Origin of the sequence: Nonomuraea sp. NPDC050536 (assembly GCF_044457685.1) — a bacterium.
Classification (GTDB): domain Bacteria; phylum Actinomycetota; class Actinomycetes; order Streptosporangiales; family Streptosporangiaceae; genus Nonomuraea.
The window spans coordinates 64564-86498 of record NZ_JBITHD010000033.1; the positions used below are offsets into that span (position 1 = coordinate 64564).

Here is a 21935-nt window from a genome sequence, read left to right on the forward strand (position 1 = left end):
CAAGTCGCCCCGAGGATCCCGGTCAAGTACCTGGTACATGCCATCCTTCGCCTCCGGTGGACGGTCATGGCGGAGTGCTGTATCAGTGTGCGGCAAGCAATGGGGCGCCTTTATCGCCGTCCGCAGCAACTCGCGTGGTCTTGACAAACTGATTTTGCGCGGCTGCCGAGACGCGTAGCCAGCATCCCGTACAGTTCCGGACACTCCATACAGCGCTGGGCATGCACGAGTGGCTCACGGTTCTGCAAACAAGTAGTCGAGCAGCGTGGCGACGCCGTTGGCATGCATGGTGCAGGGCGCGGTGAGGATCACTTAGTGCCCGTGTACAAACTGATCCGTGAGTCCGCTGCGTGGGGGCGGAACCGCCTGCTCATGCGTGGCCTTGCACCTGCCGATAATCACATCCGCACAGGTCATGACCATGCGAGGGCTTCGCGTGGCGGGCGCGAACTCCAGCCACCCAGGAGACGAACCAGTGCGGCGCGATAATCGGCCGTGCTCCTTCGCCTGGCCTACCTCACTGTCACGAACACGTTCGCCGCACTGCGGTTACCGCCCATGGGTGATCGGGACAAGGACGTGGAGATACTTGCTCTGCGTCACCAGATCACCGGCCTTGAACGCCAACTCGGCGCCGACACCAGAGTGAGATTCGCGCCCGAGGACCGGGCCTTTCTCGCCGCCCTCCTGACCTCGCTGCCCCACGAGGTCCTGCGCCGACTGCGGCTCCTCATCCGACCGGACACCGTCCTGCGCCGGCACCGTGATGTGGCGTGGCGGTTTCTGGCAGGCAGATTCCAGAAGCCGGGAGTGTATGGATTCGTACGGGAAAGGTGACTCCATCCAGCCTGCCCGGGCACTCTGGTCCCGTCCCCAGATGCAAGACGGATCCACGCGGCATCCCGCTGAGCCTCCACACTTCTCAAACGGAACGGAGATCCATGAAAAGCCGCGAGCGTGCGCGAGCCCTGACGCGAATGACCCTCGCGGCTGCCCTGGCCGTCGGGGCCCTACTGGCCACTGCCGGCGTGGCGCAGGCCTCGACGTACTACGGCCAAGTTCAGGCATGCCGCGGTTACACCAGCCCTGGCGCATACCCGTACGGAGTCCGGCTCAACCCATGCCTCGATTCCATCCAGTCCAACGGCCACTGGGTATGGAGCGACGTCGAGGTTTTGTCCCCGCAGACCGACATCCACATCTACAGCCAGACCGGCTGGAAATACCGCGGCAGAGACGGCAACCCCTGGCCCGGCGAACCCCACTGGAACGGAGCGGTCCTCGACTGGGGCAGCCACCAAGGGCATTACGGCCCCGACTATGACGTCCTCCAGGAGTATGGCCAACACGTCGACCCGGGCCACTGCTACTACAACAAGATCTGGTTCACCGAAAGCGGTCACACGTACGGGCCCGCCGAATCGCCCGGCGACTGCTTCTGACGAAACCCGACGCCGACCGAGCCCGCGCGGCGTCCTATCCGCCGGTCGCCTCGAGCTCCGCTGATCGGGGACGCCGAAGCCCATGGCGGTTGGCCTGTGGGGATGCGTGACCAACACCCCCAGCACATCGACGAGCTGCAACTGGTACCACCGCGGTCTCGACCCGGCGACCTGGCTGCCGTCGGCAGGTGCCGACAAGCTCCACCGACGACTCGCCCCAACCCCCGCCACATCCCAACTGGGCAGACGTGGATCAAGATCGGTGGCCCGGCAGGGCAGATGTACGCGGGCGGCGACTGCCGCCGCCGTGCCCTGGACCTGCTGTCCGAGCCCGGGGCACGCCGCCTTCCGACCATCTTTTGAAGGCCGCCAAAAGTTCATCGACCCGTTCCCACCACGTCACTCTCGAAGAGCTGCATTCATCGGAATGAAAGGAAACCTCGTGCTTACTCGTACCAAAGCCGCCACAATCGCGTGCTGCACAGCGTTCGGCATGATCGGCCTGCTCGGCACCGTCGCTCCGGCGGCCTACGCCACGTCCTCGGGCAGCAACTGTGTCGGCACTCTCGTAGAGGAACATGATTTGAAAGCGCCCAGCGGCAAGGTCCTGGGCTACCTGAACCTGTACTGGGACGGATCCACCGGAGAGAACTGTTTGACGGTCACCTCCAGCTCCATCGACTGGGGCATCCCCAAACGCATGTACGCCGACCTCTACGAATGCGCCACCGACATCCCCACGAAATGTGCACCCGTCATTGTCCAGCGGATCGACAACCAGCCGAACTACCGCTACCAGGCGGGCCCGATCTCCGTTCCCGCGGCGGGGCACTGCATCCTCTTCGTCGGCGGAGTTAACTTCGGTGGCGAAGTCGCCTATTACAACGGAGCCGAAGTCGGCTCCCACTGCTGAAACGCAACCTAATACGGTTATCTCGTCCCGCCGCAGGTCGGGGCCACGATTCGTGGCCCCGACCTGATCTGAAAGTAAGTTCCATGACATTGCCTGTAGTCAAGCAGAGGGATAAGGGCTGGGGTCATGAGAATTCTTCTGATGCGTTGGCGCCTTGCGGACGCGACTGCTCGTGCCGGTGAATGATGGATCCTAGATGGTCGGCCGTCACCGACCAGGACCGCGCCAAGGACTTCTACGCCGGCACCCTCGGCTTCGAGGTGCTCGCCGACCGGCAGATGGGCCTCATGCGCTGGCTCCAGGTAGCCCCCAAGGGCGCGCAGGCCGCCTTCACCTTGGCCACCGCCGACCAGATCGGCCAGACACCGGGCAGCGTCAGAGGCATCATGCTCGAGACGGCTGACCTCGATGGCGACTGTGCCGAGCTGACCCGCGCCGGCGTGGAGGTCGACGGGCCGCAGGATCTGCCGTGGGGCCGCCAAGCCACACTCGCCGACCCGGACGGCAACGCCCTGATCCTTTCGCAGAAGCCCGCTTCCGAGGCCTGACCGTGCATCGGGACGAGGCCGAGGCCTTCGCCGCGCCGGCCAGCCCGGTCCGCCGGCAGGTTCTCGAGTTTCTGCTGGAGCGCAGCCCCCAGCCGGTGACGGGCACCATCGACGCCGGATTCTGCCGGCCGCCGTCCTCGCGTGGTTCGGCGTCGCGCTGGTGGTCGACCTCGTCCTGATCGCCACACTCAAGGAGAACGCCGACCTGCTGTCCCGGGGGCTGGCTGTACCGACTGATCAGCGCCAACCTCGGCGTGGTGCTCCTGGTCCTGCCCGTGGCAGAGCCCCTCCACGTGGCCGGTTGGGTCCTCCTTCTCGCATCCGTGGCGGCGTTCGTCGCGCTGACCGCGACAGCACTCCTGCGAGCTCGCCATCCGGGGCGGCGGATGTTCCCCGCTCCGCTGGGCGTGGCCATCGGCAGCGTGCTGACCGGGGCAGCCGTGGTGGTGGCCATGTCCGGAGGCATCACGACGTCCCGGGTCCAGGTCGCTCCGGGGGCTCTCTGGCCAAGGATGTGCGCAGCCACGGCGTGGCGGCAGGGTCGGCAGGGCCGTACGGCCTCTGTGGGGTGGCCGTGCCGCGTCAGCAGCGCCACTGCCGCGCGTTGAGGACTTCGTCCAGGGGGCGCCGTGACACGGCGGGGACCGACGGGCCGTAGCCCAGCCGCAGCAACATCTGCACATGGCCGTGTGCCCCGTCCCGCCGACCGCCGAACCGGTCGTCCTCGAGATCCAGCGGCTGGCTGAACATCGACACCGACACATCGTGGGCGGTGGCGGTGAGCAGCACCCGTTGCAGGGCCTGCCCGGCCACCAGCCAGTCGCGCGGCCCATCGCCGCCGGTCAGCAGGGCCGCGATCTGCGGATCGCCTTCGAAGTCGGCCACCTGCGTGCCCGTCCCGAGGCTGAAGTCGCGCATCGGCAACCCGCCGTCCCGGGGACGCGGGCCGAAGGCATCGCTCGGCACCCCGTCGTCGCGCAGGCCGTCTGCCGTCCAATGGGCCAGCTCGGCACGGTAGGCCTCGTCACCGGACAGGGTCCGGTCGGCATGGGCGACCAGGGCGAGCACCCGGCGGGCCGCCTGGCCGCGCAGCATGGTGAGAGTCGCCCCCTCCCGGCCGGCCGCGGCGGCGAGGTCGCCGACGACCTCCGCAGGCAGCGGGTGCCCGTCGAAGGGGAAACGGTTGGTGCGCCGGTGCGGGATGGCGGCATGCAGCCGCCGCTCCTCGGGCGACGGCGACTCCTCCTGGGCGGTACGGACGACGGCGAGGAGATCCGGCGCGGAGCGCGGAGCGGGCAACGTCACGACACGGGCCTCGTATCCGGTCATCCTGATGGCCAGCCTCATGTTGAACAGCGCCGCTCCACAGCTCATGCCGAGGCTACGCCCGAGGGGGTCCGCGACCTTCAGGTGCCGGCGAAGATCGGCATACACGGACACGCTGTCCTTGAGGTGGTAGAACAGCCACGGCTGGGTGTTGTGCACCGAAGGCGCGGCGATCGCGGCCTCGATGACCCGGCGCACGCCGGACCGGGTGGCGAAGGGCTTGGTCACCCTTCGAGCCTCGCGCCACGCCCCCGGGTTGGGCGAAGGTCTTTGGTCCCGAAAAGTCCGACCATTCGTCACCGGATGACCCGGCAGGCCGAACAGCTGCTTGCGATTCTTCCCCCAGCCGAGGTGAACACCTCAGCCTTCGGCTACAACGAAGCCCAGCTCCGCTTCCATGCCGGCAACGCCCTCACGCATCTGGGCAGAGGCGATGAAGCCCGGCGGCACCAACAACGCCTCCTGGCCCTGTATCCGATCACCGACTATATGGATCGGGCCCTGACAATGCTCGACCGCACGATCTGCCTGGCACAACAGGACGATGCTCTGGCAAACCAATTGCCAGAGCATATTCGGGGCGTCGATCGGACGCATAGGAGCCGCCAAGCAGGCACCGAGATCAGTTTTTGCTCATAGTCACGATCTTCAGATGAGCTCAGGATCCCGGGCTCGCGAGCCGCAGTCGCTGCTCGATGCCCACACGGGCGCGATCGAACACCTTGGGGTCGGCGAACATGACGTAGGTCGAGTTCGCCAGGGCCAGCAGCGAGTTGAGCTCGAACGCGAGCTGCTCCGGATCTTCCTCTCCCGCGACGTCGCCGACCGACTGCGCCTTCTCGACGAGGTCGACCAGGCGTCGCATCCACTCGGCCTGGAACTCGGCGATGCGCTCGCGTACCTGCCCCGGGTGGGTGTCCAGCTCGGCGGCCGCGGCCGCGAAGAAGCACCCGCCGGGAAAGGTGCCGCTGCCGACGTGCGTGAGAAACCCGTCGAGCAGTTGGGTGAGCTGCTCGATCGGGTCGCCCACGGCGAGCGCCGGGCGGACGACGTCGGCGTCGAAGATTTCCGCCGCGGTTTCGATGGTGGCGAGCTGGAGCTCTTCCTTGCTGCCGAAGTGCGCGTAGAGCCCGCTCTTGCTCATCCCGATGTGCTGGGCCAGGTCACCGATGGAGAGCCCGCGCAGACCCTCGGTCGTGGCGAGCTCCGCCGATGCCTTGAGGATCGCGTTTCTGCTGCGTATGCCGTCCGAACGCGGGCGGCGCCGCCTCCTGGTGCTCGTCATGTTTGACAAGTTAGCACGGTCGTGCTTACTCTCCATGAAGTACGAACGGTCGTGCTATCTATGCATGATCAGTCCATGTCAGGAGATCACCATGGCGAAGTTCATGGACGTACACGAAGGCTTCACCGACGCCACCCAGGAGCAACTGGCAGCGGCCCACGAGGCCGACCTCGCGATCGAAGCGGAGGAGGGCGTTCACTTCGAACGCTCCTGGCTCGACCCGCGTTCGGGCAAGGTCTTCTGCCTGGCCAACGGGCCCGACAAGGAGGCGGTGATGCGCGTCCACGAGCGTGCCGGGCACCCCACCGCCGAGGTCTACGAGCTCGAGGCAGAGGTCTGATCCCGCGCCCGAGATCATTTGGTGGCGCATCGAGGAACCACTTCCTTCAGAGGCGTCTCTCGGTCGTTGGCGCAATGGTGACCGCCGCCGGCCTATTGGTCGGCGGCGACCTGGCCAACACCACTTCGACGCCGGGCACGGTGTCCTCGTGTCCGAGCCCGCGGCGGTCAGGGCGTCGATCTGGGAGCCGAGGTCCTGCTGCGCGGTCGAGCAGCGGACGTACCCGATCCGGATCAGCCCGCCTGCTGCGGCGGGCGGCGGCGCGGTCTCGGGGCCCGGCCATCCGGCAGCGCGCTGCGCAGCTCGGCCAGCATCGCCGGGTCCGGCTCGACCGCGATGACCTCGGCGCCCAGCGCGCGCAGCGCCGCGGTCAGCTTGCCGGTCCCGGCGCGGGCTCGAGCACGCGCGGGCCGGGCGCGGGCTCGAGCGCCCACCGCACTGCGGGGTGGGCGTAGTCCGGACGGTGCTCGGCGTACGCGGCCGCCGCCGCGCCGAACGACGAGCTGTGATGTGACCGTTCGTCCTGTTCCACACGATCACCGCTAGAGGGGTGGGTGGGCCACGCGGACAGCGAACAAGTAGACCGCGGCGAGCGCGTAACAGTTGGAGCGCGACAGGATTGTCACGTCCTTGTCACACGCGTGCTTCATGTCGCGCAGGAACGTCAGATCCACGCGGTGCTTGGTGGCGTAGTCGAACCAGTCGTTCTTCTGATAGTTGCGGTAACCGAAATCGTGCCGACCGCAGGCGGGGCGCCAGTCGACCTGTTCGTAGAGCGGCGGCGGGAAGATTGGGAAGATCGGCTGGTCCACGCCAGGCCGGGTGCAGTAGTCAGTGTCCCAGTTGAAGTCGTAGTACGCCCAGATGCCATGATCTTTCTGGTTGTGGCCGCGCATCCACTCGTCCTGGCTGTCCTGGTTGGAGGTGGTGAGCATATCCAAGGCCACTCTCTTGGTGGGCAGCACGTTGGCGGCCTTGACCTCGCTCGGCTTGCTCTCCCCCGCCGGGTTGACGGAGGTGATCCTGATCTTGTACTCGCCGACGGGCAGGTAGGTGAGGTTGAGCTCGGTCCTGGCGACCGGGTAGCGCACCTTCGTCCACAACCCGATGTTCGCGGGCCGGTAGTAGACCCAGTAGTAGTCGTAGGGAGAGGTGGGCGTCCACGAGACCTGGATCTCCCCGATGGAGGACACGGCGTCGACGATCTGCGGCGACTGCGGCGTGCCGAAGCCCGGCGCCGCCGTGACCGGGGCGCTCGGCGGGCTCTCCCCCGCGGGGTTGACCGCGACGACTCGGAAGTCGTAGTAGTAGCCCGCCCACAGCGGATAGGAGACGCGCGCCTCGTTCCTCGTCACCGGCCACGCGAAGCGCAACCACGCGCTCGCGCCGGCGGATCTGAACTCCACCCAGTAGTAGACGTCACTCGAGGTGTCCTCGTCCCAGTAGAGGACGACCTCATGATCTCCGGCCAGGGCCTTGACGTTCTTCGGCTGCTGCGGCCGCTGCGGTCCTACCGTGACGCTGACGGTGTTGGAGGGGCCGCTGGTCCCGGCCGTGTTCTCCGCGACGACGCGGAACTCGTAGGTGAATCCGTTCCACAGGAAGCCTTCCACCCGGGCGGTGGTGCGCGTCGTCGGGTAGGTCATCTGGTACCAGGTCTCCTGGCCGGCCGATCGGAACTGGACCCAGTAGAAGACGTCGCCGTTCTGGCCCGCGTCCCAGGTCAGCTCGACGTATCCGTCCCCGTTTCGCGACACCCACAGGTTCTGCGGTGGCACCGGCGCATCGGAGGAGAGCTTGGCCGCGGCGCCGGTGGTCAGCTTTTTCAGCGGAGCGACGGAGGTGGTCTTGGCGGTGGCGGTGACGACCGTGCTGGCCGTACCCTCACCACCGTCTCCCACCGCGGCGACCTTGAACTCGTACAGGTTGCCGTTCACCAGATCGTCGATGACCATGCTCGTGTCCTCGGTGGGACGTGGCACGCGGGAGAAGGCCTGCTGCCCGAACGTGACGTCGCGCCGGTAGACCCAGAAGGCGCGGGCCCGAGCGGGCGCCGTCCAGTTCAGCTTCACCGAGCCGTCGGCCTGCGGCGTGGCGCTGAGGCCGGTCGGCGCGGCAGGGGGCGTCAGCCGCGCGGTCGCGGTGGCGAGGTTGCTCGGCGGGCCCACCCCGCCATTGTTCTCCGCGGTGACCTTGAACTCGTAGGTGCTGCCGCTGGTGAGCAGGGGCACGGTGGTGCTGGTCTGCGAGACGGGCAGATCCAGCCGGCTGAAGGCGGTCTCCCCCGCCGTGACGTCGCGGCGATGCACCCAATAGGTCGGCGCACCCCCCGCAGGGGCGGCCCAGGCCAGGCGGACGGATCCGTCGGGCAGGGCGGTGGCGGTCAGGTTCGTCGGCGCTGCCGGTGGCGCGAACCGGGCGGTGGCCTTGACCAGGTTCGAGGGTTCGCTCTCCCCCTCCTGGTTCACGGCGGTGACCTTGAACTCGTATTCGTGCGCGCTCTGCAGGCCCTTGACCGTCCCCGCCGCGGCGTAGGGGTCGTCGATGGAGGTGTCCTGGACGAAGAGGGTTTCGCCCGCGGTGATGTCACGCCGGTAGACGTGGTGGCTCACGCCCGGTTCCGAGGCCGTCCAGGTCAGGGCGACGTCACCGACGGTCCCCGGGACGGCCTTCAGGCCGGTGGGCGCAGGGGGAACGCTGAGCCTGCCCTCGATCGTCACCGCCGGGGTGAACGCGCTTTCCTGCCCGCCCACCGCGATGGCCGTCACGCGGTAGGCGTAGGTGTGCCCGGCCTTGAGCATGACGTCGGTGTAGCGGGGCTCGGTCGCCGGGTTGAGCGTCCTGGCGAAGTGCGTCTGCCCGGCGGTGATGTCCTTGCGGTAGACCCAATAGTTCAGGTTCGCGCCCGGCGGCGCGGTCCAGGTGAGGCCGGCCGAACCGTCGCTCGCTGCCACCGCTCGCAGGCCGCTGGGGGCGGCAGGGACCTTGGCCGGGTCAGGGGCGGGCGGCGGCCAGGCGACCTCGACGAATCGCGGCCGGTACACGCGCGCGTCCTGGAAGTCGTCGTTCTTGTCCCAGACGTTGACGTCGTAGGACAGCAGCAGCTTGCCGGGCGCCGACAGCTCCGGGTGGACGCGGGCGGCGTAGACGAACTGCTTCCAGCCGCTGAGCTCCGGCTCGATCGCCTCGTGCAGGTAGATCGGGCCGGTGAAGGGCCCGGTCGGGGAGGCCGCGACGTAGGCCACGATCCAGCTGCTGAAGACCTCGTTGTTCTCCTGGGTCACCGCCACGTACTGGTTGCCGACCTTGCCGACCGACATGGCCTCGCCGCCGCCGCTCATCAGCGGCTTGGACGCCGACTCCTGGCTGGACCAGTCGCTGCCCGTCCAATACTCCCACGGGCCGTCGAGCGCCCCCTGCGCGGCGCGTGCCACGTGCACGAACTTGACGCCGTCGGCGTACTCGCTGCCGTAGATGTAGGTCTGCGCGCCGTCTTCCATCAGCGCCGAGCCCCACCCGATCTTCCCGGACGTCGGCAGGTCGCGTACCGAGGTCAGTTTCAGGTCGGGGAGACTGAAGGTGGCCAGGGCGGTGCCCGCCAGGGCGAAGCCCAGCGGCGGTCCCTGGCCGGTGGTGGTGTATTTGCCGTACAGGACCTTGAGCTTGTTGTCCTCGACCGTGCCGTCGGCCACCCAGTAGAAGTCGCCGGCCGAGGAAGGGGTGACGAGCGCGGTCGGGTTGGCCGCCGTCCCGCCGTGCAGGGTGGGGCCCAGAGTCGTGCCGTCCTGGACGACCAGGGAGTTGTTGATGAACGGGGTGTCGGGCGAGCGGGAGTAGTCGTCGTTGACCGTACCGAGGAAGGTGTCGGCGTACAGCCAGGCGATACGCCCGTCGGGCAGCGGCACGCTGACGCTCGCGTCGCCGCCGGTCCAGTGGCCGCTGCCGTTGTCTCCGTAGTTCGCCCACATCGCGGTGACGTCGGCGGCGGTCGCGGGCGCGGCTTGCTGCGCACTGGCGGCCGCGGGCGTGATCAGTAATCCCGCCATCAGGAGGACGGTCGCCATCAGGCGAGTAACGATGCCCATGATCGACACCCTGCTACGGTGTCGCCCCGCAGTCGTTAGCGCTGGGCGCAGTCTTTGTTCGCATCAGGCGCAGCGCGGGCCAGGGCGCTGTGCCGGTAGTCCTTGGGCGGCAGGCCGTACGCCGCGCGAAAGGATCGGCTGAAGTCGGCGGCGCGGGGGAATCCCCAGCGGGCCGCGATGGCGGAGATGGGCTGCCCGGCGAGGCTCGGGTCGGCCAGATCGGTACGGCAGCGCTCCAGGCGGCGGCGCCGGATCCACGCCGTCAGCGTCGTGCCCTGACGCTGGAACAGCAGTTGCAGGTAGCGCACGGAGATGTGGTGCCGCTGGGCGACGGCGTGGGGGGTCAGGTCGGGGTCGGCGAGGTTGTGCTCGACGAACGCCCGGATGTGCGCCATCAGGGCCAGGCACCGGGTCTCGGGCGGCAGGTGGTCGCGGGCGTTGAGCCGATGAGCCAGGAATGCCATGGCCAGGTCCAGCGTGGAAGCGCCGAGCCGCTTCGCGTCAGCGATGGCCATGGACGGCGCCTCGCACACCAGGGTCCTGAGGTAGGCGGTCAGGATCGCGCCGATGCCGCTGCCTGCGGGCATCCTGTCTGCCACGAGCGCGTCGACCTTGCTGGCGGGCAGGGGCAGGTCGGCTCTGGGCAGATGCACGATGATCGCCTGCGCCGGGGTCCGGCCGTCGAGCGCGCCGCCCTCGTAGGGGTGGGAGGTCTCCCACATCACCAGGTCGCCGGCTCTCATCCGGGTGTCGTTGCCGCCCTGGGAGATCCACATCGCGCCGCCGACGATCAGGGCGAGCTCGTATCTCTCGGGGTCGGAGCGGCGGATCAGCGCGGGTGTGCGCATCGAGCTGAGCGCGGGGAACGACATGGTCGTTATCTGTACGGCGTCCATGTCGATCGCTCCTGCAGAGGCTCGGAAGTCGGCGACGTGGTCGCTGGTGACACGGACGGGCGCCACGTCGCGGCTGATCAGGTCGCACCACCAGTCGAATCGCTGGTCGGGCGGCAGGTCCGTGCTGTGCAGCGTGACGAAGCTCAATCTGCACCTCTCACGACATGATCTCGGGCTTCGAGACGCTACTCGATGTGGCGTCGGTGACGGCGACCAGGTGCCATGGCTCGTTCAGATCGTTGGCGTAGGCCTGGCGCTGGGCCGTGGTCCAGTCGTAGGCGGCCGAGTCCCAGGCCTCGGCCAGCGGGACGAGGTGATCGACGTCGAACCTACGCCTGCCGAAAATTCCATCCATGCAGTTCAAGCGGCATGTGAGTACTCGTGGAAGACTCCGCCGAGCCGGTCTCGCCGGCGGATGGTCAAGCTCGCGATTCGCTCGGGATCAGTGATCGGATCCGGGACGGGACGCAGCGGGGCGGCTTGGGCGAGAGCTTGATGGGCTCGTTGCAGGTTGTGGCGCGCTCGACTTCGTTCATGCGCCACCCGCCCATGTCGAGCGGGGCCACCTTTCTCGGCTGGAGGTCGAAACCGCAGATCAAGCACCACGCGATGAATTCTGACGCGGTACAGGTGGTGTCATCAGCACGATCGTGTTCGAGCGGCACACCAGCAGCTGCGAGACCTTTACCCCTGACAAAAGGTGCTGCTGCCCGTACGGCTCGGCCGTACGGGCAGCCAGGGGGTTCAGCCGCAGACGACCCGGGCGCCGCCCCAGCTCGTGCGGTCCCACCAGTTGTTCACGTCGTACTTGGAGACCACCAGGACCAGTCGGCGCACGCCGGTGACGTCCAGGTCAACGGCCAGTGGCCGGCCGCCGCCCTTGAGGACATCGCTGGTCAGTAGCGGCTTCCCGTCACCCTCGACGCGCACCACGACGTCGCCCTCCGCCCCGGGCTTGTTCATCGAGTCGTCAATGCCGACGACGGAGACGAACCGGGTGCAGGCGCCGCCCAGGTGCAGTTCCAGCCGCGCGTCGGCGTTGGAGCCCAACCCCTTGGCGTAGGCGACGCCGCCCAGGGAGATGGTGCCACCGTCACCGGCCGCCGACTCGCCGTTGTTCATGTCCCGCTCCCAGGGGCCAACGCCACCGGTCGAGGACACCCAGGGCAGGTCGCTGAGGTAGTGCTCGCCGGGGGCGGGCGTCTGCGGCCCCTCGACGACGCCGACCTGGAATCCGTCGAACTCGGCGATGCCCCGAGCTTGCGAGCCGCCGTTGGTCGCGGTCATGAACAGACCCGCGTCCAGCGCGACATTCGCCGGAGCGGGCGCCGATCCGGCCTCGGTCCAGGTCTTGCCGTCGCTGCTGCAGGATCCAGTCACGGTGTCGCCGGTTCGCGCCAGCCGTACGAAAGCAGGAGCCTTGATCGCGCTCAGGGCGGTGTAGCGGTCGAAGCTGCCGTTGTTGTCGTTGTCCCAGGAGAACACGCAGCCCTGTCCGGGAGTGAGCGCGATGTTGACGTAGCCCGCGCCGCTCGCCGTACCCAGGTCGGTACGGGCGATCAGCCCGGCTTGGGCCCACGGGCCGGTGTTGTCCTGCGCGGTCACCCGCGTGCTCACCATCGTGGCCGGGGCCAGCACGTCGTCGCGGTAGATCGCGCCGAAGTGGTTGGTCCCGCCCCAGAGGTCGCGCGGCTCTGCGCTGCTCCGCACTGTGGAGCGGGCCCATGCCCATCGCGCCCGCCAAGTCGCCGTGGCTCAGTACCGGCCGAGCCGCACACCGGTGTCGCCGGCGTGATGGACGTCACGTGGGCAGCGCGTACTTCTACACCGAAGAAAGTTTTGGAGAGGCCTACCGTCGAGGACATCGAACCGGACACGCATTGAATGGAGAACAAACCATGTCCCTCAGATCTCGACTGATGCTTTCGAAGCGTCTGATGACCACGACCGCTACAGCCGCCATCGCCGCCGGCGCCATCCTGGCCGGTCCGGCCAATCCCGCGCATGCGGCCGGCGAGGACCTTCAGGTCACGCTGCGCTTATGCACCCAGTTCAAGAACACCTTCAGCTGCGCGAAGGACTTCGTTCTGGAGAAGGACCCGATTCCGGCGGGCTCTCCCTTCCGCAGGAACTACTTCCTGATCCACCGCCCGAACAGCGTGATCCAGAGCAACTTCAACGTGCAGGTCTTCAGGAACGTTGCCGGGGGCCCGGTGATCGCGCAGACGAAGTCCGTCTTGCTGGTCGACCAGCAGACAGGCAAGACGCTCGCCAAAGTGGTCGGGCCTCTGGTCACGCTCACGCCCAACACGGTGACCGTCAAGAACCTCTCGGTGTCGGAGCCCACCGCGCCCAGCCAGGCAAACAGCGGGTTCACGATCACCTGGCACAAGTGATCCACCTCGCTCCGGAAGGCCCCGTTCCCGGGGGCCTTCGCGTACGGCACGGCCGCGGCGCAGGCGAAGAAGCCGCAGGTCGCCACCGCTAATTTCTGCACTTGGCTTCATCGAAGGCCGGCCAGTCCGCGGGGGCCGCCCCCGCTCGCGCGGACGGCCGTGGCAGCAGGAAGGTGGGGCCGGCTCTCTAAGGTCAAGAAACGGGAAGAGATGCAGGCACAAGAGTCTCTAGGCTTCTCCACGTGACCGACCCCAACAGCGTAGGGGGACGGGGCAGTTCAAGACGATCACTCAGGGCACGGCGACGATGATCTTGCCACGAGCGTGGCCGGCGGCGCTGACGTCATGGGCCGTGGCGGTCTCCTTCAGCGGGAACACGGCCTGCAGGGGGACGGTGAGGCGGCCCTGATCGGCCAGGTCCGCCGCCAACGGCATCGCGATCTCCAGGATCTGCTCGTGTTCGCGGTCTTGGCCGCTGGTGCCTTCCAGATCGAGGGCCCGGATGGGCGCGGTCGGATGCTCGCGGTGCCGAGCACTGCGGCCGCGATCACGGCGGTCAGGTCCCGGTACTGCCGGCCGGTCATGTAGGAGGGCATTGCCGGGTGGCCCAGGACGTCGCGGGCGGCGTAGGCGTCGGTGGAGGCCGTCGATGACTGCGGCAGCCAAGCGGGTGCTGTTCGGCGAGGTGTGGGCGGTGGCCACGTCGAGGGCGGTCAGGCCGAGGCGGGCCCGGAACGCGGCGGTTGTCGGCTCCTCTGAGGTCACCAGGTTGAACGCCTGTGCGAGCACGCGCTCTAGCTCGTCTTCCGCGGTGGGCGCGATGTCGGGGCGGACGGCGATGCGCAGGAGCGACGCCACGGTGGTCTCCCATGGCTCGGCTGGCACGGTGGAGTCGATCATCGCGGTCGCCTCGTCGAGGAGCTGTGAGTGCCGAAATTCGTCCCCCTACGCTGAGCTGGGATTCTTCACGCGCTGGTCACTCACTTCTGAGCGAGCGCTCAACTAGGTTTGAGCGAGTGCTCAGCAGTGAGGGGGCACGGTGATCGCGCTGGGTGCGGTCGGCAGCCTGACTCACTCCTGGCCCACGGTGGACGCGGTGCCTCTGCCGGCCAGCGCGTTCCTCATGCTCACGGGACAGGCCATGGCCTGGTGGTGCCATCGGCAGATCGTCGTCAACGGCGATGTGGCGCACGGGCGGGTTCTGGCGGCCGCGCCCGGCCACGTCCGGGGGGTTCAGAACGGCCAGCACGACGCCTTCTGCTCCCGCCAGACCACCTTCAGACCGTGCCCAACATTCACCACATCCAAGGAGATCGCCTTGCGTCGTTTCAGCGTCTTTCCGCAGCCATGCTCACCGCCGCCACCGCGCTCATCCTGGCCGCCCCTGCCCATGCCGACACCACGCCGCTCCAGCCTGATCTGGTGGCCATCTTGCTGTGACCTGGCGGCCGACATGCTGTCACCACGGTCCACCTGACCGAGGAAGGCTGACGGCGGCGAGCTGGCCGGAGCCCACAACTTCCTCGGGCGATGCTTGTTGAAGTACGCCTCGTACTCGGCGGGCCAGTCAACCTGTGCTGCACACCGCTCACGCCGGGCTGGCGTGAGCGGCCAGGATGCGCCACCCGTGCTCGTTCGTGTGAACCCACGTCCGCGTGTAGCTCATCCGTCCGGCGAACGGCGTTCCGGCGAAGCTGCCCTCCAGCGTGCCGAGGAAGCAGGTGACGCCGGTGCTCCCCACAACGAGCACAGTGAGGTCTTCCTGGAGGAGTTTCGTCATGACCAGTGTTCGTGAGCGGTGGTTGTGGAGATCGAGCTGCTTGGCATCCGGGTGGCACTGGCCGTCCGGCGGTCCGGTGAAGACGAGCTGCTCCTCGAGCAGCCGGTCCAGCTCTTCGACGTCTCCGGCGAGCTGTGCCGCCTGCAGGCGCTGTTCGGCCTTGTGCAGTTCATCAATGAGAGTGGTGCGGTCGGCCATGAGAACCCTCTCTAGCGATCGATCCCCGCGCGAAGTGACATCGTAGTGCTCGTGGTCGGTGCACAAGGTGCATGGATCGGGACGGACACCACGATGCGTAGCACCGCCGCCTCGCGCGGGGCACCGCCTGGCACGGTGGACGCCGGCCAGCCCCGGGCGATCAGCACCTCCTGGCCCATGCTGGGCCCGTGTCGCGATCTCGGGTCGGTGGGCGGCACCGGGCCGGCCGAGTCCGCGGTAGGGGTCGGCACGTCCGTGGGTCCGCTGAGCTACCTGAGAAGTGGGAGCGTACTGGAGCGGCTGGCTGGACGTGGCCGACGGGGTTCCTGGCCGACTACGGCGCGCCGCTCTCCGCCGGCGGCAATTGGAAAGGTCTGGTTTCTGGCGTAACCGTGCTGCTAGAACGGTGCCATGGATCTCGATGAGGCCCAGCGGTTCGCCCGGGAATGGGCGGCGGCCTGGAATTCCCACGATCTCGACCGCGTTCTGCGGCGCTACGCCCCTGACGTGGAGTTCCGCTCGCCGCTGGCCGCGCAGCTCGTCGACGGCTCCGGAGGTGTGATCCGCGGCATCGACGCCCTGCGCGCCTACTGGGCCGAGGGTCTGCGCCGGAATCCCGCCCTGCGCTTCGAGGTCACCGACGTCTACGCGGGCATCGACACGGTCGTCATCACCTACGGTCACCAGACCGGCCGCCGGGCCGCCGAGATACTGACCTTCCGCGACGGCCTGGTCGTCTCCGGCATGGGCACCTACGCAGCCTAGGACGATGCGATGATCTCCTCCTTCCTCGCTTTCCTGGGCGTCTCGGTCCTGGTCATCGTGACGCCCGGGCCGGACACCGCCGTGACGGTAAGCGCGGCCCTGGGCGGCGGTCGCCGCGGCGGGGTGTTCACCGCCCTCGGGGTGTCCTGCGGGCAGGCGCTGTGGACGCTGGCCGCCAGCGCCGGCGTCGCGGCTCTGCTGGTGGCCAGTGAGCCGGCGTTCCTGGCGGTGAAGTACGTCGGCGCCGCCTACTTGATGTACCTCGGGGTTCACGCTATCTGGTCGGCGTGCAGGCACCATGCGGTGCCGACCCAGCAGCTGAGTAATCCTGCTGAGCGGCGCGGCAAGCTGGCCTACTACCGGCGCGGCCTGCTCAGCGACCTCGGCAACCCGAAGATGGCCGTCTTCTTCACCAGCCTCCTGCCGCAGTTCGGCAGCACGTTCGCCGAGTTGGCCGGGCTCGGGCTGGTGTTCAGCGCGATGACGTTCGGCTGGCTCGCCTGCTACGCGGTGGCCGTCGACGCGGTCGGCGAGGCGCTGCGCCGCGGACCGGTACGCCGCGCCATCGACGCGGTGACCGGCGCGGTGCTGATCGGCCTCGGCCTCCGCCTGGCCACCGAACAACGCTAAGAGAGAGCCGGCCGCGGTTGTACGGCGGTGCGTTCGCCTGCACCGCGCTCCCCCCGCCAAGTAAGTGGGGCCACCACGGCTGTCACGGCCAGGCGTAGGACCGGGTGGCGAACCCGGCGTGCTGGGCGTAGTCGAGCCAGCCGACAGTGAAGCGCGGGTTGACCACGTGGGTCGAGGGCGACGACCGCGGCCATGCAGACCGGGATGAGGCGCTGTGCGGGCAAGGGCGCAGGGTAAGGTCCATCACCCGCTTGACGACGGCAGGGCGGCACGCAGGGCATCCACGTTTGCGGTCAGGACGTCTTCGAACGTGCGGGGCGGACGGCCCGTGAGGTCCTGGACCGTGGTCGTGGTGGCGGCGAGGGAACCGGATGCCACCTCCCGAGAGAGGACTCTTACATCGTCGGCGAACCCGGCCGAGACCCCCTGTGCCCGCAGAGCCGCGGAGAGTTCGGCGGGGACAGGTGGTCGACGTAGGACACGGCGCCGTCGCCGTAGGCGCCCAGCAGCCTGCCGTCGGCGGTGAGGGAGCCTGCCCCGGTGACGAGGTTCTGAATGAACTCGCTGGGTTGCAGCACCAGCCAGGCGAGCCCCGACTCCCTGAGATGGCGCTCGATCTCCCAGTGCGCGCCTCTGCGAGCCTGCCGCCTTCGTGGGCGTGCCAGACGGAGATCTTGAGGATGACGCGGCAGTGCGGCTCGTGCGCCTTGATCTGCCGGGCGGCCGTCAAAGCCTCTTCGAACTTCGGGCGGACCTTGACGCGGGTAGAGATCTTCTCACTGAAGATCCTTGCGCGGTCGATGCCGTGCGCGGCCAGGGCGTCGAGCTGGGATTGCAGTTCCTGGGTAAGCGAGGAGCAGCGGGCATACCCGATGCGGACGTCGGCGGTCGACGCCTCGGGATCGACCGGAGCCGGGAGCGGGGTGCCTGGCCGCCACGGCCGGCCTAGGCGCCGCAGGCGAATCCCTCTGATCTCAACCGCCGTACACGCCCTAGGCCGCCGCTCTCACCGCGGCCGGCAGCGCCTGAGTAGGGCGCTACTCAGGCGCGGGCGCGGGCTTGCCCCGACACTTGGCCGCATGATGAGAAAGATCCTCAAGATCGCCGCGCCGGCGGTACTCCTGACCGCGATCATGACTGCGCCGGCCTCCGCCACCTACTCCGCGCCTAACGTCCAGCTGGTGAACCGCCAGACGGGCCTGTGCCTGACGATCGCGGGCGGCGTCAGTACCGCCAACAACGTCCAGGCCGTGCAATACACCTGTGACAGTCACCCGTCGCGGCGCTGGGACGTCTTCGGCAACAGCACCACCTACCTCCAGGTCAGGAACCGCCAGACAGGTAAGTGTCTGACGATCGCCGGCGGCACCAGCACCGCTAACAACCTCGAGGCGGTCCAGTACGACTGCGACCTTCACGCCTCACGAGGTTGGACCTTCGGCGCGGCCGATGGTGGCGGCGGCAAGCAGCTCGTCAACGTCTGGACCGGCAAGTGCCTGACGATCGCGGGCGGCGTCAGCACGGCCAACAACGTCGTCGCGGTCCAGTACACCTGTGACGGGCACCCCTCGCGCTACTGGGAGATCCGCGACTGATCCGGGACGGGGCGGCTGGGCCGCGGCGTCGCGAGTTGCCATCGGTGGATCCACGCCAGGCCTGCCGATGGCCACCGGCCGCTGCTCGGCAGCGGCATGGCGACGAACGTCACCGGGAGGCCGGACAGCGTCCGGCGAAACCGCCATAGGCTTCGGCGTCCCCCCATCAGCTGAGCTCGAGGTGACCGTCGCACAGTTCTCCCCGGTCGATCCGTCCCAGTAGAGGTTCAGGTAGCCCAGGGTCTGACCTGTCGCCGTGTTGATCTTGTCGGCCTCCACAAGGGTGCCGATGCAGCCCGAAGAGGCCTGGGTCGCCTGCGCTGCGGGCAAGCCGACCATGCCGACCGCACTCAACGCGGTGCACAGAGCAGTGAGAGGAGGACCGTGAGGCGATTGCTCGGGCGAGAAAGGTCATCTCGCATTTCCCGGCATGGCTCAGCGCCGCCCCATCGCCGATCAACTGTGTCGGGTCGGCCGGTAGGTCAGCACCTGCGTGTGGCCGTCGAAGGTCCGGGCCTCGAGCAGCTCGAGGTCGAAGTCGTCCGCACCGTCGAAGATCCGGTCCACGCCGGTCGTCCCGGAGATCACTGGGAAGACCGTCACCTCGATGGTGTCGATCAGGCCGGCGTTCAGCAGCGCCCGGTTGAGCGTCAGGCTGCCGTGGGAGCGCAGCGGCACATCGGATTCGGCCTTGAGGCGCGTGACCACCTCGACAGGATCGCCGGCCTCGATCGTCGTGCCCGGCCACTCGAGCGGCTCGGTCAGCCGGCTGGAGAGCACCGTGACCGGCGAGTCGAACATGCGCGTGATCCACCCGTCGAACAGGCTGCGGTCGAAGCCTGCATCAAGGAACGGCGCGTTCGAGGAGTAGGTCTTGGCCCCGAGCACCATGCGCAGCGGGTCGCGGTAGGCAGCGGCGCGATAGGCGAGGAATTCGGGGCCCTGCTTGCCCCAGTAGCCGCCCCAGTCGCCGTCGTGGTTGGCGAAGCCGTCGAGCGTGGAGAAGATGTCGAAGGTGTACGTGGCAGTCATGGTGTCTCCTTGCGGGAAGTTGGTCGCGCGCGCCTTGTGGCGGCCTCACCCCTGCTACGAACACCACCGCCCCGATCCGACACGCCTCCCGGATTTCTTTCAAAACTCTCCGGGCTCATCCGATCTGAGTGTGTAGGTGTGGTCTGCACCCGCCATCACTTCCATTTGACACAGCCGAAGGAAGGAGCGTGACCTTCAGGTCGTCGGGTTCACTCGTGGCGACGCCTTCTGAAGGCGGCGACCTTGATGCGGCTTCTGCAGGCGAACGAGCAGAAACGCCGTACGGCGGTGCGGGAGGCGTCCATGTACATGCGGTCGCAGGACCCCACTCGGCACAACCCGAGTCGGCCGCCGAGGTTGCTGACAGCTGAGCCGATCATCGCCTCGATCTACATCGAGGCTCCCCCGGAGCGGGTCTTCGACTACTTCGTCCGTCCCGAGGCGATCATCACCTGGATGGGAGAGTACGCCCTGCTCGACCCCTCCCCCGGCGGGCGATTCGAGCTCGACATCAAGGGCGGGCCCGTCCGTGGCCAGGTCCTGGACCTCGATCCGCCGCACAGGCTCGTCGTCAGCTGGGGATACGTCGGATCCGGCCGCCTGCCGCCGGGCGCCAGCACCGTCGAGGTCCGCCTGACCCCGGAAGGTGCCGGCACCCGCGTCGAGCTTCAGCATCGCGACCTGCCCGCCGACGAGCGGCCCGGGCACGTCAGCGGGTGGAGCCACCACCTTGACCGACTCGCGCGCGCCGCCGGCCGCCACGAGCCCGGCCCGGACCCGGGCATGCCGCCCGTGTCACAGCACCTCAGGGCATCGGGTTTTGCACTCCGGGGCCTTCGGGAGTTCCGGGCTAGGACGCGGGGGTGAGGTTGACCACCGCCTTGGCGGGGTTGGGGAAGGTGAAGGTGGCCCGACAGGTGCCGGCATTGGTGTACATGTAGGAGCCTCCCAGGCCGGCGCCGACCAGGCTGGTGCCGTAGAACTTCAGCTCCCGCCCATCGGCGGAGATGGTGATCTTTGCGGGGTCGGTGAGCTTCACAGGCTCGGGCGCATCCTGTGCGGTGTCGGCGAGTGCGACCTGGGCGGGGACGGCAAGGGCCGCTGCTGCGATGGCAAGGGCGGCGATGCGCTGAAGAATCTCACGGGATGACTCCTGTCGGGACGAGATGGTGTGCCGTTGCGGCGTGAGATCACTCGGAGGGCCGGTGCGGTGTCCACCACCCGTGGACAGCTCATGCGGACGACAACCGGACACCTGCCAGGCCTGGACAGCGGCTGACGAGCGAAAAGCCGAAGGGCATGGCGCGTGTCTGATCGTGATGACCCGGTGTCCGAGCCAGGGCATGGACGCCGGCAGGGACCAGGCGAGGACCCGGCCGATACCATCGCCCCGGCCCGACACCGATCCGGTGAGGAAGGTGGCAAACGGCGGCTATGCGCGTGCCGTACCGCAAGAGAGTCCTTAGTGGTCTCCGCGATGGATCAGCAACAAAAAGGTGCGGGCGTAGGAAAGGTCGGTGGGGTGCCGGGGCCAGGGCATGTTCAGTACGGCCTGGCTGGCAGGCCCGTCGACGATGCCGTTGACCCGGACTTCGGCGATGGGACTGGCTGTATTGCCGCCGAAGATGACCTTGATGCCGACGAGTTCGTCCCGGTCGAAAGGCCCGGGCATGATGTCGCCCAAGGCGCGGGCGAGTTTGGTGTTCATCAGCCAGTTCTGAGCCGCGCTGGAGTGGTCGCCGGTGCCCCAGCCGAGGATCCCGCCATGGATCAGGTGCCAGCCGGGGAAGCCGTCGGGATCGTCCGGCTGCAAGTGCGTGGTGAAGGATTCGTCCTGCGTCATGAGCTCCAGCAGAGCCCAGCCGGTGGTGGACGCCCAGATGTGGATCGCTGATTCGGCCTGGCTCTCCGCTGACCCGCCATAGCCGGATACGCAGTCGGGGATGGTCGTTTCCTTCGGATGGTCAAGGTTGGCGACGAAGTGGAAGTCGAAGTGCTCCTCGGAGCCGGAGTGCTCGTTGGCGAGGAGGATCCCGGTGTTGGCCGGGCCCTTCACGAGACCGTCGCGGACCTGCCAGGGATAGCCCTGCAGGTTCGTGAGATGCTCGGCGATCAGAGTGAGGATCTGATCGTCGGAGAGTCTGGCGGCCCTGGCCATTGCTGATCCATCCTTAGCCCCGAATGCGAACCCCGTAGAACGTATAGCAAGGTGATGCCCCAGCGCTGGGCGGAGTGGTGGATGAAGTCCGGTGTGTATAGCCGCTGTCACCTGCGCACCGCCGCTCGAGGACGAGGCGCACCCCCGCCCGCAACGACCGGCACACCGGCGTCGGCCACGAGGGCGGTGATGGGGTGGCAGGGGTGACGCTGATGCCGTCCACACTGTCGCTGGCCACGTCCATGTTCAGACGCGCGACAGCGGGCGGTGGCCATCGGCGTCATCGTGCCAGCGTCTCGGGCAGCACCACGATCGGGCCTCTGGCTGCTGGACGCGCTCGGCTTCGGTTTGAACGCGATCATCTATTGGAACTTGCTGTGAGTCGACGCCGTGGTGAAGAAGCTCGAGGCCTTCGGCATGCAGATCAGCCCGCAGATCCGCGCCCCTGTACGACCCTGCTGGTTAACTCATTCTCATGCGGCCAGGGCTGGTTCGAGTCGGGCCAGGTGGCTGGTGCGTTTGCGGTCCAGAGGGTGGCTGTTCCAC

General features: G+C 67.9%; 28 protein-coding genes and 1 pseudogene. 13 read left to right on the plus strand and 16 right to left on the minus strand.

Annotation, left to right across the window (positions count from 1 at the left end; translation table 11 throughout):
• Positions 1-558 precede the first annotated feature (558 nt).
• The 5 genes from ACIBHX_RS48935 to ACIBHX_RS48955 all read left to right on the plus strand — a co-directional run bounded on the left by ACIBHX_RS48935 (position 559) and on the right by ACIBHX_RS48955 (position 3082).
• Positions 559-837 (plus strand): hypothetical protein, encoded by a 279-nt coding sequence (locus ACIBHX_RS48935; RefSeq protein WP_397075456.1) that lies wholly within the window; start codon positions 559-561, stop codon positions 835-837.
• 104 nt (positions 838-941) lie between these two features.
• The gene (locus tag ACIBHX_RS48940; protein ID WP_397075457.1) at positions 942-1442 is read left to right on the plus strand and encodes a hypothetical protein; all 501 of its coding nucleotides are present in this window, start codon (positions 942-944) and stop codon (positions 1440-1442) included.
• 442 nt (positions 1443-1884) lie between these two features.
• A complete protein-coding gene (locus tag ACIBHX_RS48945; RefSeq protein WP_397075459.1) occupies positions 1885-2355 on the plus strand; it encodes a hypothetical protein in 471 nt (156 codons plus the stop codon).
• A gap of 182 nt (positions 2356-2537) precedes the next feature.
• Positions 2538-2903 (plus strand): VOC family protein, encoded by a 366-nt coding sequence (locus ACIBHX_RS48950; RefSeq protein ID WP_397075460.1) that lies wholly within the window; start codon positions 2538-2540, stop codon positions 2901-2903.
• A 2-nt stretch (positions 2904-2905) separates the two neighbouring features.
• Positions 2906-3082: a hypothetical protein gene (locus ACIBHX_RS48955; protein ID WP_397075462.1), complete on the plus strand. Its 177-nt coding sequence runs from the start codon at positions 2906-2908 to the stop codon at positions 3080-3082.
• 403 nt (positions 3083-3485) lie between these two features.
• On the opposite strand, the gene ACIBHX_RS48960 is transcribed toward ACIBHX_RS48955, so the two are convergent.
• Positions 3486-4457, minus strand: coding sequence for an Acg family FMN-binding oxidoreductase (locus ACIBHX_RS48960; protein ID WP_397075464.1), 972 nt, complete (start codon positions 4455-4457; stop codon positions 3486-3488).
• A gap of 75 nt (positions 4458-4532) precedes the next feature.
• Between ACIBHX_RS48960 and ACIBHX_RS48965 the strand changes: the two genes are divergently transcribed.
• A complete protein-coding gene (locus ACIBHX_RS48965; RefSeq protein ID WP_397075466.1) occupies positions 4533-4868 on the plus strand; it encodes a hypothetical protein in 336 nt (111 codons plus the stop codon).
• A 19-nt stretch (positions 4869-4887) separates the two neighbouring features.
• On the opposite strand, the gene ACIBHX_RS48970 is transcribed toward ACIBHX_RS48965, so the two are convergent.
• A complete protein-coding gene (locus ACIBHX_RS48970; protein ID WP_397075467.1) occupies positions 4888-5514 on the minus strand; it encodes a TetR/AcrR family transcriptional regulator in 627 nt (208 codons plus the stop codon).
• A gap of 91 nt (positions 5515-5605) precedes the next feature.
• Here ACIBHX_RS48970 and ACIBHX_RS48975 point away from each other — a divergent pair, with 91 nt between their 5' ends.
• Positions 5606-5854 (plus strand): SCO4226 family nickel-binding protein, encoded by a 249-nt coding sequence (locus tag ACIBHX_RS48975; protein WP_397075469.1) that lies wholly within the window; start codon positions 5606-5608, stop codon positions 5852-5854.
• 233 nt (positions 5855-6087) lie between these two features.
• Here the strand turns inward: ACIBHX_RS48975 and ACIBHX_RS48980 are convergent, their stop codons facing one another.
• From ACIBHX_RS48980 to ACIBHX_RS49000, 5 genes are all read right to left on the minus strand, one after another.
• Positions 6088-6288, minus strand: a complete 201-nt coding sequence (locus tag ACIBHX_RS48980) for a hypothetical protein (RefSeq protein ID WP_397075470.1) — start codon at positions 6286-6288, stop codon at positions 6088-6090.
• 108 nt (positions 6289-6396) lie between these two features.
• Positions 6397-9939: a phospholipase A2 gene (locus ACIBHX_RS48985; RefSeq protein WP_397075471.1), complete on the minus strand. Its 3543-nt coding sequence runs from the start codon at positions 9937-9939 to the stop codon at positions 6397-6399.
• 35 nt (positions 9940-9974) lie between these two features.
• Complete coding sequence (locus ACIBHX_RS48990) at positions 9975-10982, minus strand: helix-turn-helix domain-containing protein (protein ID WP_397075472.1); 1008 nt, start codon at positions 10980-10982, stop codon at positions 9975-9977.
• Positions 10983-10992: 10 nt separating this feature from the next.
• Entirely contained in the window at positions 10993-11190 is a 198-nt protein-coding gene (locus ACIBHX_RS48995; RefSeq protein WP_397075473.1) for a hypothetical protein, read from the minus strand.
• Positions 11191-11579: 389 nt separating this feature from the next.
• The gene (locus ACIBHX_RS49000; RefSeq protein ID WP_397075475.1) at positions 11580-12545 is read right to left on the minus strand and encodes an NPCBM/NEW2 domain-containing protein; all 966 of its coding nucleotides are present in this window, start codon (positions 12543-12545) and stop codon (positions 11580-11582) included.
• 95 nt (positions 12546-12640) lie between these two features.
• Here ACIBHX_RS49000 and ACIBHX_RS49005 point away from each other — a divergent pair, with 95 nt between their 5' ends.
• Complete coding sequence (locus ACIBHX_RS49005; protein ID WP_397075477.1) at positions 12641-13231, plus strand: hypothetical protein; 591 nt, start codon at positions 12641-12643, stop codon at positions 13229-13231.
• 291 nt (positions 13232-13522) lie between these two features.
• On the opposite strand, the gene ACIBHX_RS49010 is transcribed toward ACIBHX_RS49005, so the two are convergent.
• Entirely contained in the window at positions 13523-14131 is a 609-nt protein-coding gene (locus ACIBHX_RS49010; protein WP_397075479.1) for a zinc-binding dehydrogenase, read from the minus strand.
• 384 nt (positions 14132-14515) lie between these two features.
• Here ACIBHX_RS49010 and ACIBHX_RS49015 point away from each other — a divergent pair, with 384 nt between their 5' ends.
• Entirely contained in the window at positions 14516-14671 is a 156-nt protein-coding gene (locus ACIBHX_RS49015) for a hypothetical protein (protein WP_397075481.1), read from the plus strand.
• 148 nt (positions 14672-14819) lie between these two features.
• On the opposite strand, the gene ACIBHX_RS49020 is transcribed toward ACIBHX_RS49015, so the two are convergent.
• The gene (locus tag ACIBHX_RS49020) at positions 14820-15209 is read right to left on the minus strand and encodes a nuclear transport factor 2 family protein (RefSeq protein ID WP_397075483.1); all 390 of its coding nucleotides are present in this window, start codon (positions 15207-15209) and stop codon (positions 14820-14822) included.
• A 411-nt stretch (positions 15210-15620) separates the two neighbouring features.
• Here ACIBHX_RS49020 and ACIBHX_RS49025 point away from each other — a divergent pair, with 411 nt between their 5' ends.
• Both ACIBHX_RS49025 and ACIBHX_RS49030 read left to right on the plus strand, forming a co-directional pair.
• Complete coding sequence (locus tag ACIBHX_RS49025) at positions 15621-15974, plus strand: nuclear transport factor 2 family protein (RefSeq protein WP_397075484.1); 354 nt, start codon at positions 15621-15623, stop codon at positions 15972-15974.
• Positions 15975-15983: 9 nt separating this feature from the next.
• On the plus strand, positions 15984-16604 hold the full coding sequence (locus tag ACIBHX_RS49030) for a LysE family translocator (RefSeq protein ID WP_397075485.1): 621 nt from the start codon (positions 15984-15986) through the stop codon (positions 16602-16604).
• Between the two features lie 82 nt (positions 16605-16686).
• Here the strand turns inward: ACIBHX_RS49030 and ACIBHX_RS49035 are convergent, their stop codons facing one another.
• The 3 genes and pseudogenes from ACIBHX_RS49035 to ACIBHX_RS49045 all read right to left on the minus strand — a co-directional run.
• Positions 16687-16851, minus strand: coding sequence for a hypothetical protein (locus tag ACIBHX_RS49035; RefSeq protein ID WP_397075487.1), 165 nt, complete (start codon positions 16849-16851; stop codon positions 16687-16689).
• A gap of 148 nt (positions 16852-16999) precedes the next feature.
• On the minus strand, positions 17000-17182 hold the full coding sequence (locus ACIBHX_RS49040; RefSeq protein ID WP_397075489.1) for a hypothetical protein: 183 nt from the start codon (positions 17180-17182) through the stop codon (positions 17000-17002).
• Between the two features lie 146 nt (positions 17183-17328).
• Positions 17329-17577 (minus strand): annotated as a pseudogene (locus ACIBHX_RS49045) (recombinase family protein); the annotation flags it as partial.
• Positions 17578-17683: 106 nt separating this feature from the next.
• Between ACIBHX_RS49045 and ACIBHX_RS49050 the strand changes: the two are divergent.
• Positions 17684-18199, plus strand: coding sequence for an RICIN domain-containing protein (locus tag ACIBHX_RS49050; protein WP_397075491.1), 516 nt, complete (start codon positions 17684-17686; stop codon positions 18197-18199).
• 456 nt (positions 18200-18655) lie between these two features.
• Here ACIBHX_RS49050 and ACIBHX_RS49055 read toward each other — a convergent pair whose 3' ends face one another.
• Complete coding sequence (locus ACIBHX_RS49055) at positions 18656-19231, minus strand: dihydrofolate reductase family protein (protein WP_397075492.1); 576 nt, start codon at positions 19229-19231, stop codon at positions 18656-18658.
• A gap of 209 nt (positions 19232-19440) precedes the next feature.
• Positions 19441-19611, minus strand: coding sequence for a CGNR zinc finger domain-containing protein (locus ACIBHX_RS49060; RefSeq protein ID WP_397075493.1), 171 nt, complete (start codon positions 19609-19611; stop codon positions 19441-19443).
• On the opposite strand from ACIBHX_RS49060, the gene ACIBHX_RS49065 reads away from it, so the two are divergent.
• Entirely contained in the window at positions 19541-20098 is a 558-nt protein-coding gene (locus ACIBHX_RS49065) for an SRPBCC domain-containing protein (RefSeq protein ID WP_397075495.1), read from the plus strand. The genes ACIBHX_RS49060 and ACIBHX_RS49065 overlap by 71 nt on opposite strands.
• On the opposite strand, the gene ACIBHX_RS49070 is transcribed toward ACIBHX_RS49065, so the two are convergent.
• The gene (locus tag ACIBHX_RS49070; RefSeq protein ID WP_397075496.1) at positions 20082-20270 is read right to left on the minus strand and encodes a hypothetical protein; all 189 of its coding nucleotides are present in this window, start codon (positions 20268-20270) and stop codon (positions 20082-20084) included. The two genes, ACIBHX_RS49065 and ACIBHX_RS49070, sit on opposite strands and share 17 nt — an antisense overlap.
• A 423-nt stretch (positions 20271-20693) precedes the next feature.
• Positions 20694-21389, minus strand: coding sequence for a DUF6348 family protein (locus ACIBHX_RS49075; RefSeq protein WP_397075497.1), 696 nt, complete (start codon positions 21387-21389; stop codon positions 20694-20696).
• Positions 21390-21935 lie beyond the last annotated feature (546 nt).

What these genes read in the sequence shown, in the direction of transcription:
- ACIBHX_RS48935 (WP_397075456.1), top strand. Translation starts at nt 559, where the DNA reads ATGGGTGATCGGGACAAGGACGTGGAGATACTTGCTCTGCGTCACCAG.
- ACIBHX_RS48940 (WP_397075457.1), top strand. Translation starts at nt 942, where the DNA reads ATGAAAAGCCGCGAGCGTGCGCGAGCCCTGACGCGAATGACCCTCGCG.
- ACIBHX_RS48950 (WP_397075460.1), top strand. Translation starts at nt 2,538, where the DNA reads ATGATGGATCCTAGATGGTCGGCCGTCACCGACCAGGACCGCGCCAAG.
- ACIBHX_RS48965 (WP_397075466.1), top strand. Translation starts at nt 4,533, where the DNA reads ATGACCCGGCAGGCCGAACAGCTGCTTGCGATTCTTCCCCCAGCCGAG.
- ACIBHX_RS48970 (WP_397075467.1), bottom strand. Translation starts at nt 5,514, where the DNA reads ATGACGAGCACCAGGAGGCGGCGCCGCCCGCGTTCGGACGGCATACGC.
- ACIBHX_RS48975 (WP_397075469.1), top strand. Translation starts at nt 5,606, where the DNA reads ATGGCGAAGTTCATGGACGTACACGAAGGCTTCACCGACGCCACCCAG.
- ACIBHX_RS48985 (WP_397075471.1), bottom strand. Translation starts at nt 9,939, where the DNA reads ATGGGCATCGTTACTCGCCTGATGGCGACCGTCCTCCTGATGGCGGGA.
- ACIBHX_RS48995 (WP_397075473.1), bottom strand. Translation starts at nt 11,190, where the DNA reads ATGGATGGAATTTTCGGCAGGCGTAGGTTCGACGTCGATCACCTCGTC.
- ACIBHX_RS49010 (WP_397075479.1), bottom strand. Translation starts at nt 14,131, where the DNA reads ATGATCGACTCCACCGTGCCAGCCGAGCCATGGGAGACCACCGTGGCG.
- ACIBHX_RS49020 (WP_397075483.1), bottom strand. Translation starts at nt 15,209, where the DNA reads ATGGCCGACCGCACCACTCTCATTGATGAACTGCACAAGGCCGAACAG.
- ACIBHX_RS49025 (WP_397075484.1), top strand. Translation starts at nt 15,621, where the DNA reads ATGGATCTCGATGAGGCCCAGCGGTTCGCCCGGGAATGGGCGGCGGCC.
- ACIBHX_RS49030 (WP_397075485.1), top strand. Translation starts at nt 15,984, where the DNA reads ATGATCTCCTCCTTCCTCGCTTTCCTGGGCGTCTCGGTCCTGGTCATC.
- ACIBHX_RS49050 (WP_397075491.1), top strand. Translation starts at nt 17,684, where the DNA reads ATGATGAGAAAGATCCTCAAGATCGCCGCGCCGGCGGTACTCCTGACC.
- ACIBHX_RS49055 (WP_397075492.1), bottom strand. Translation starts at nt 19,231, where the DNA reads ATGACTGCCACGTACACCTTCGACATCTTCTCCACGCTCGACGGCTTC.
- ACIBHX_RS49065 (WP_397075495.1), top strand. Translation starts at nt 19,541, where the DNA reads ATGCGGTCGCAGGACCCCACTCGGCACAACCCGAGTCGGCCGCCGAGG.
- ACIBHX_RS49060 (WP_397075493.1), bottom strand. Translation starts at nt 19,611, where the DNA reads ATGATCGGCTCAGCTGTCAGCAACCTCGGCGGCCGACTCGGGTTGTGC.
- ACIBHX_RS49075 (WP_397075497.1), bottom strand. Translation starts at nt 21,389, where the DNA reads ATGGCCAGGGCCGCCAGACTCTCCGACGATCAGATCCTCACTCTGATC.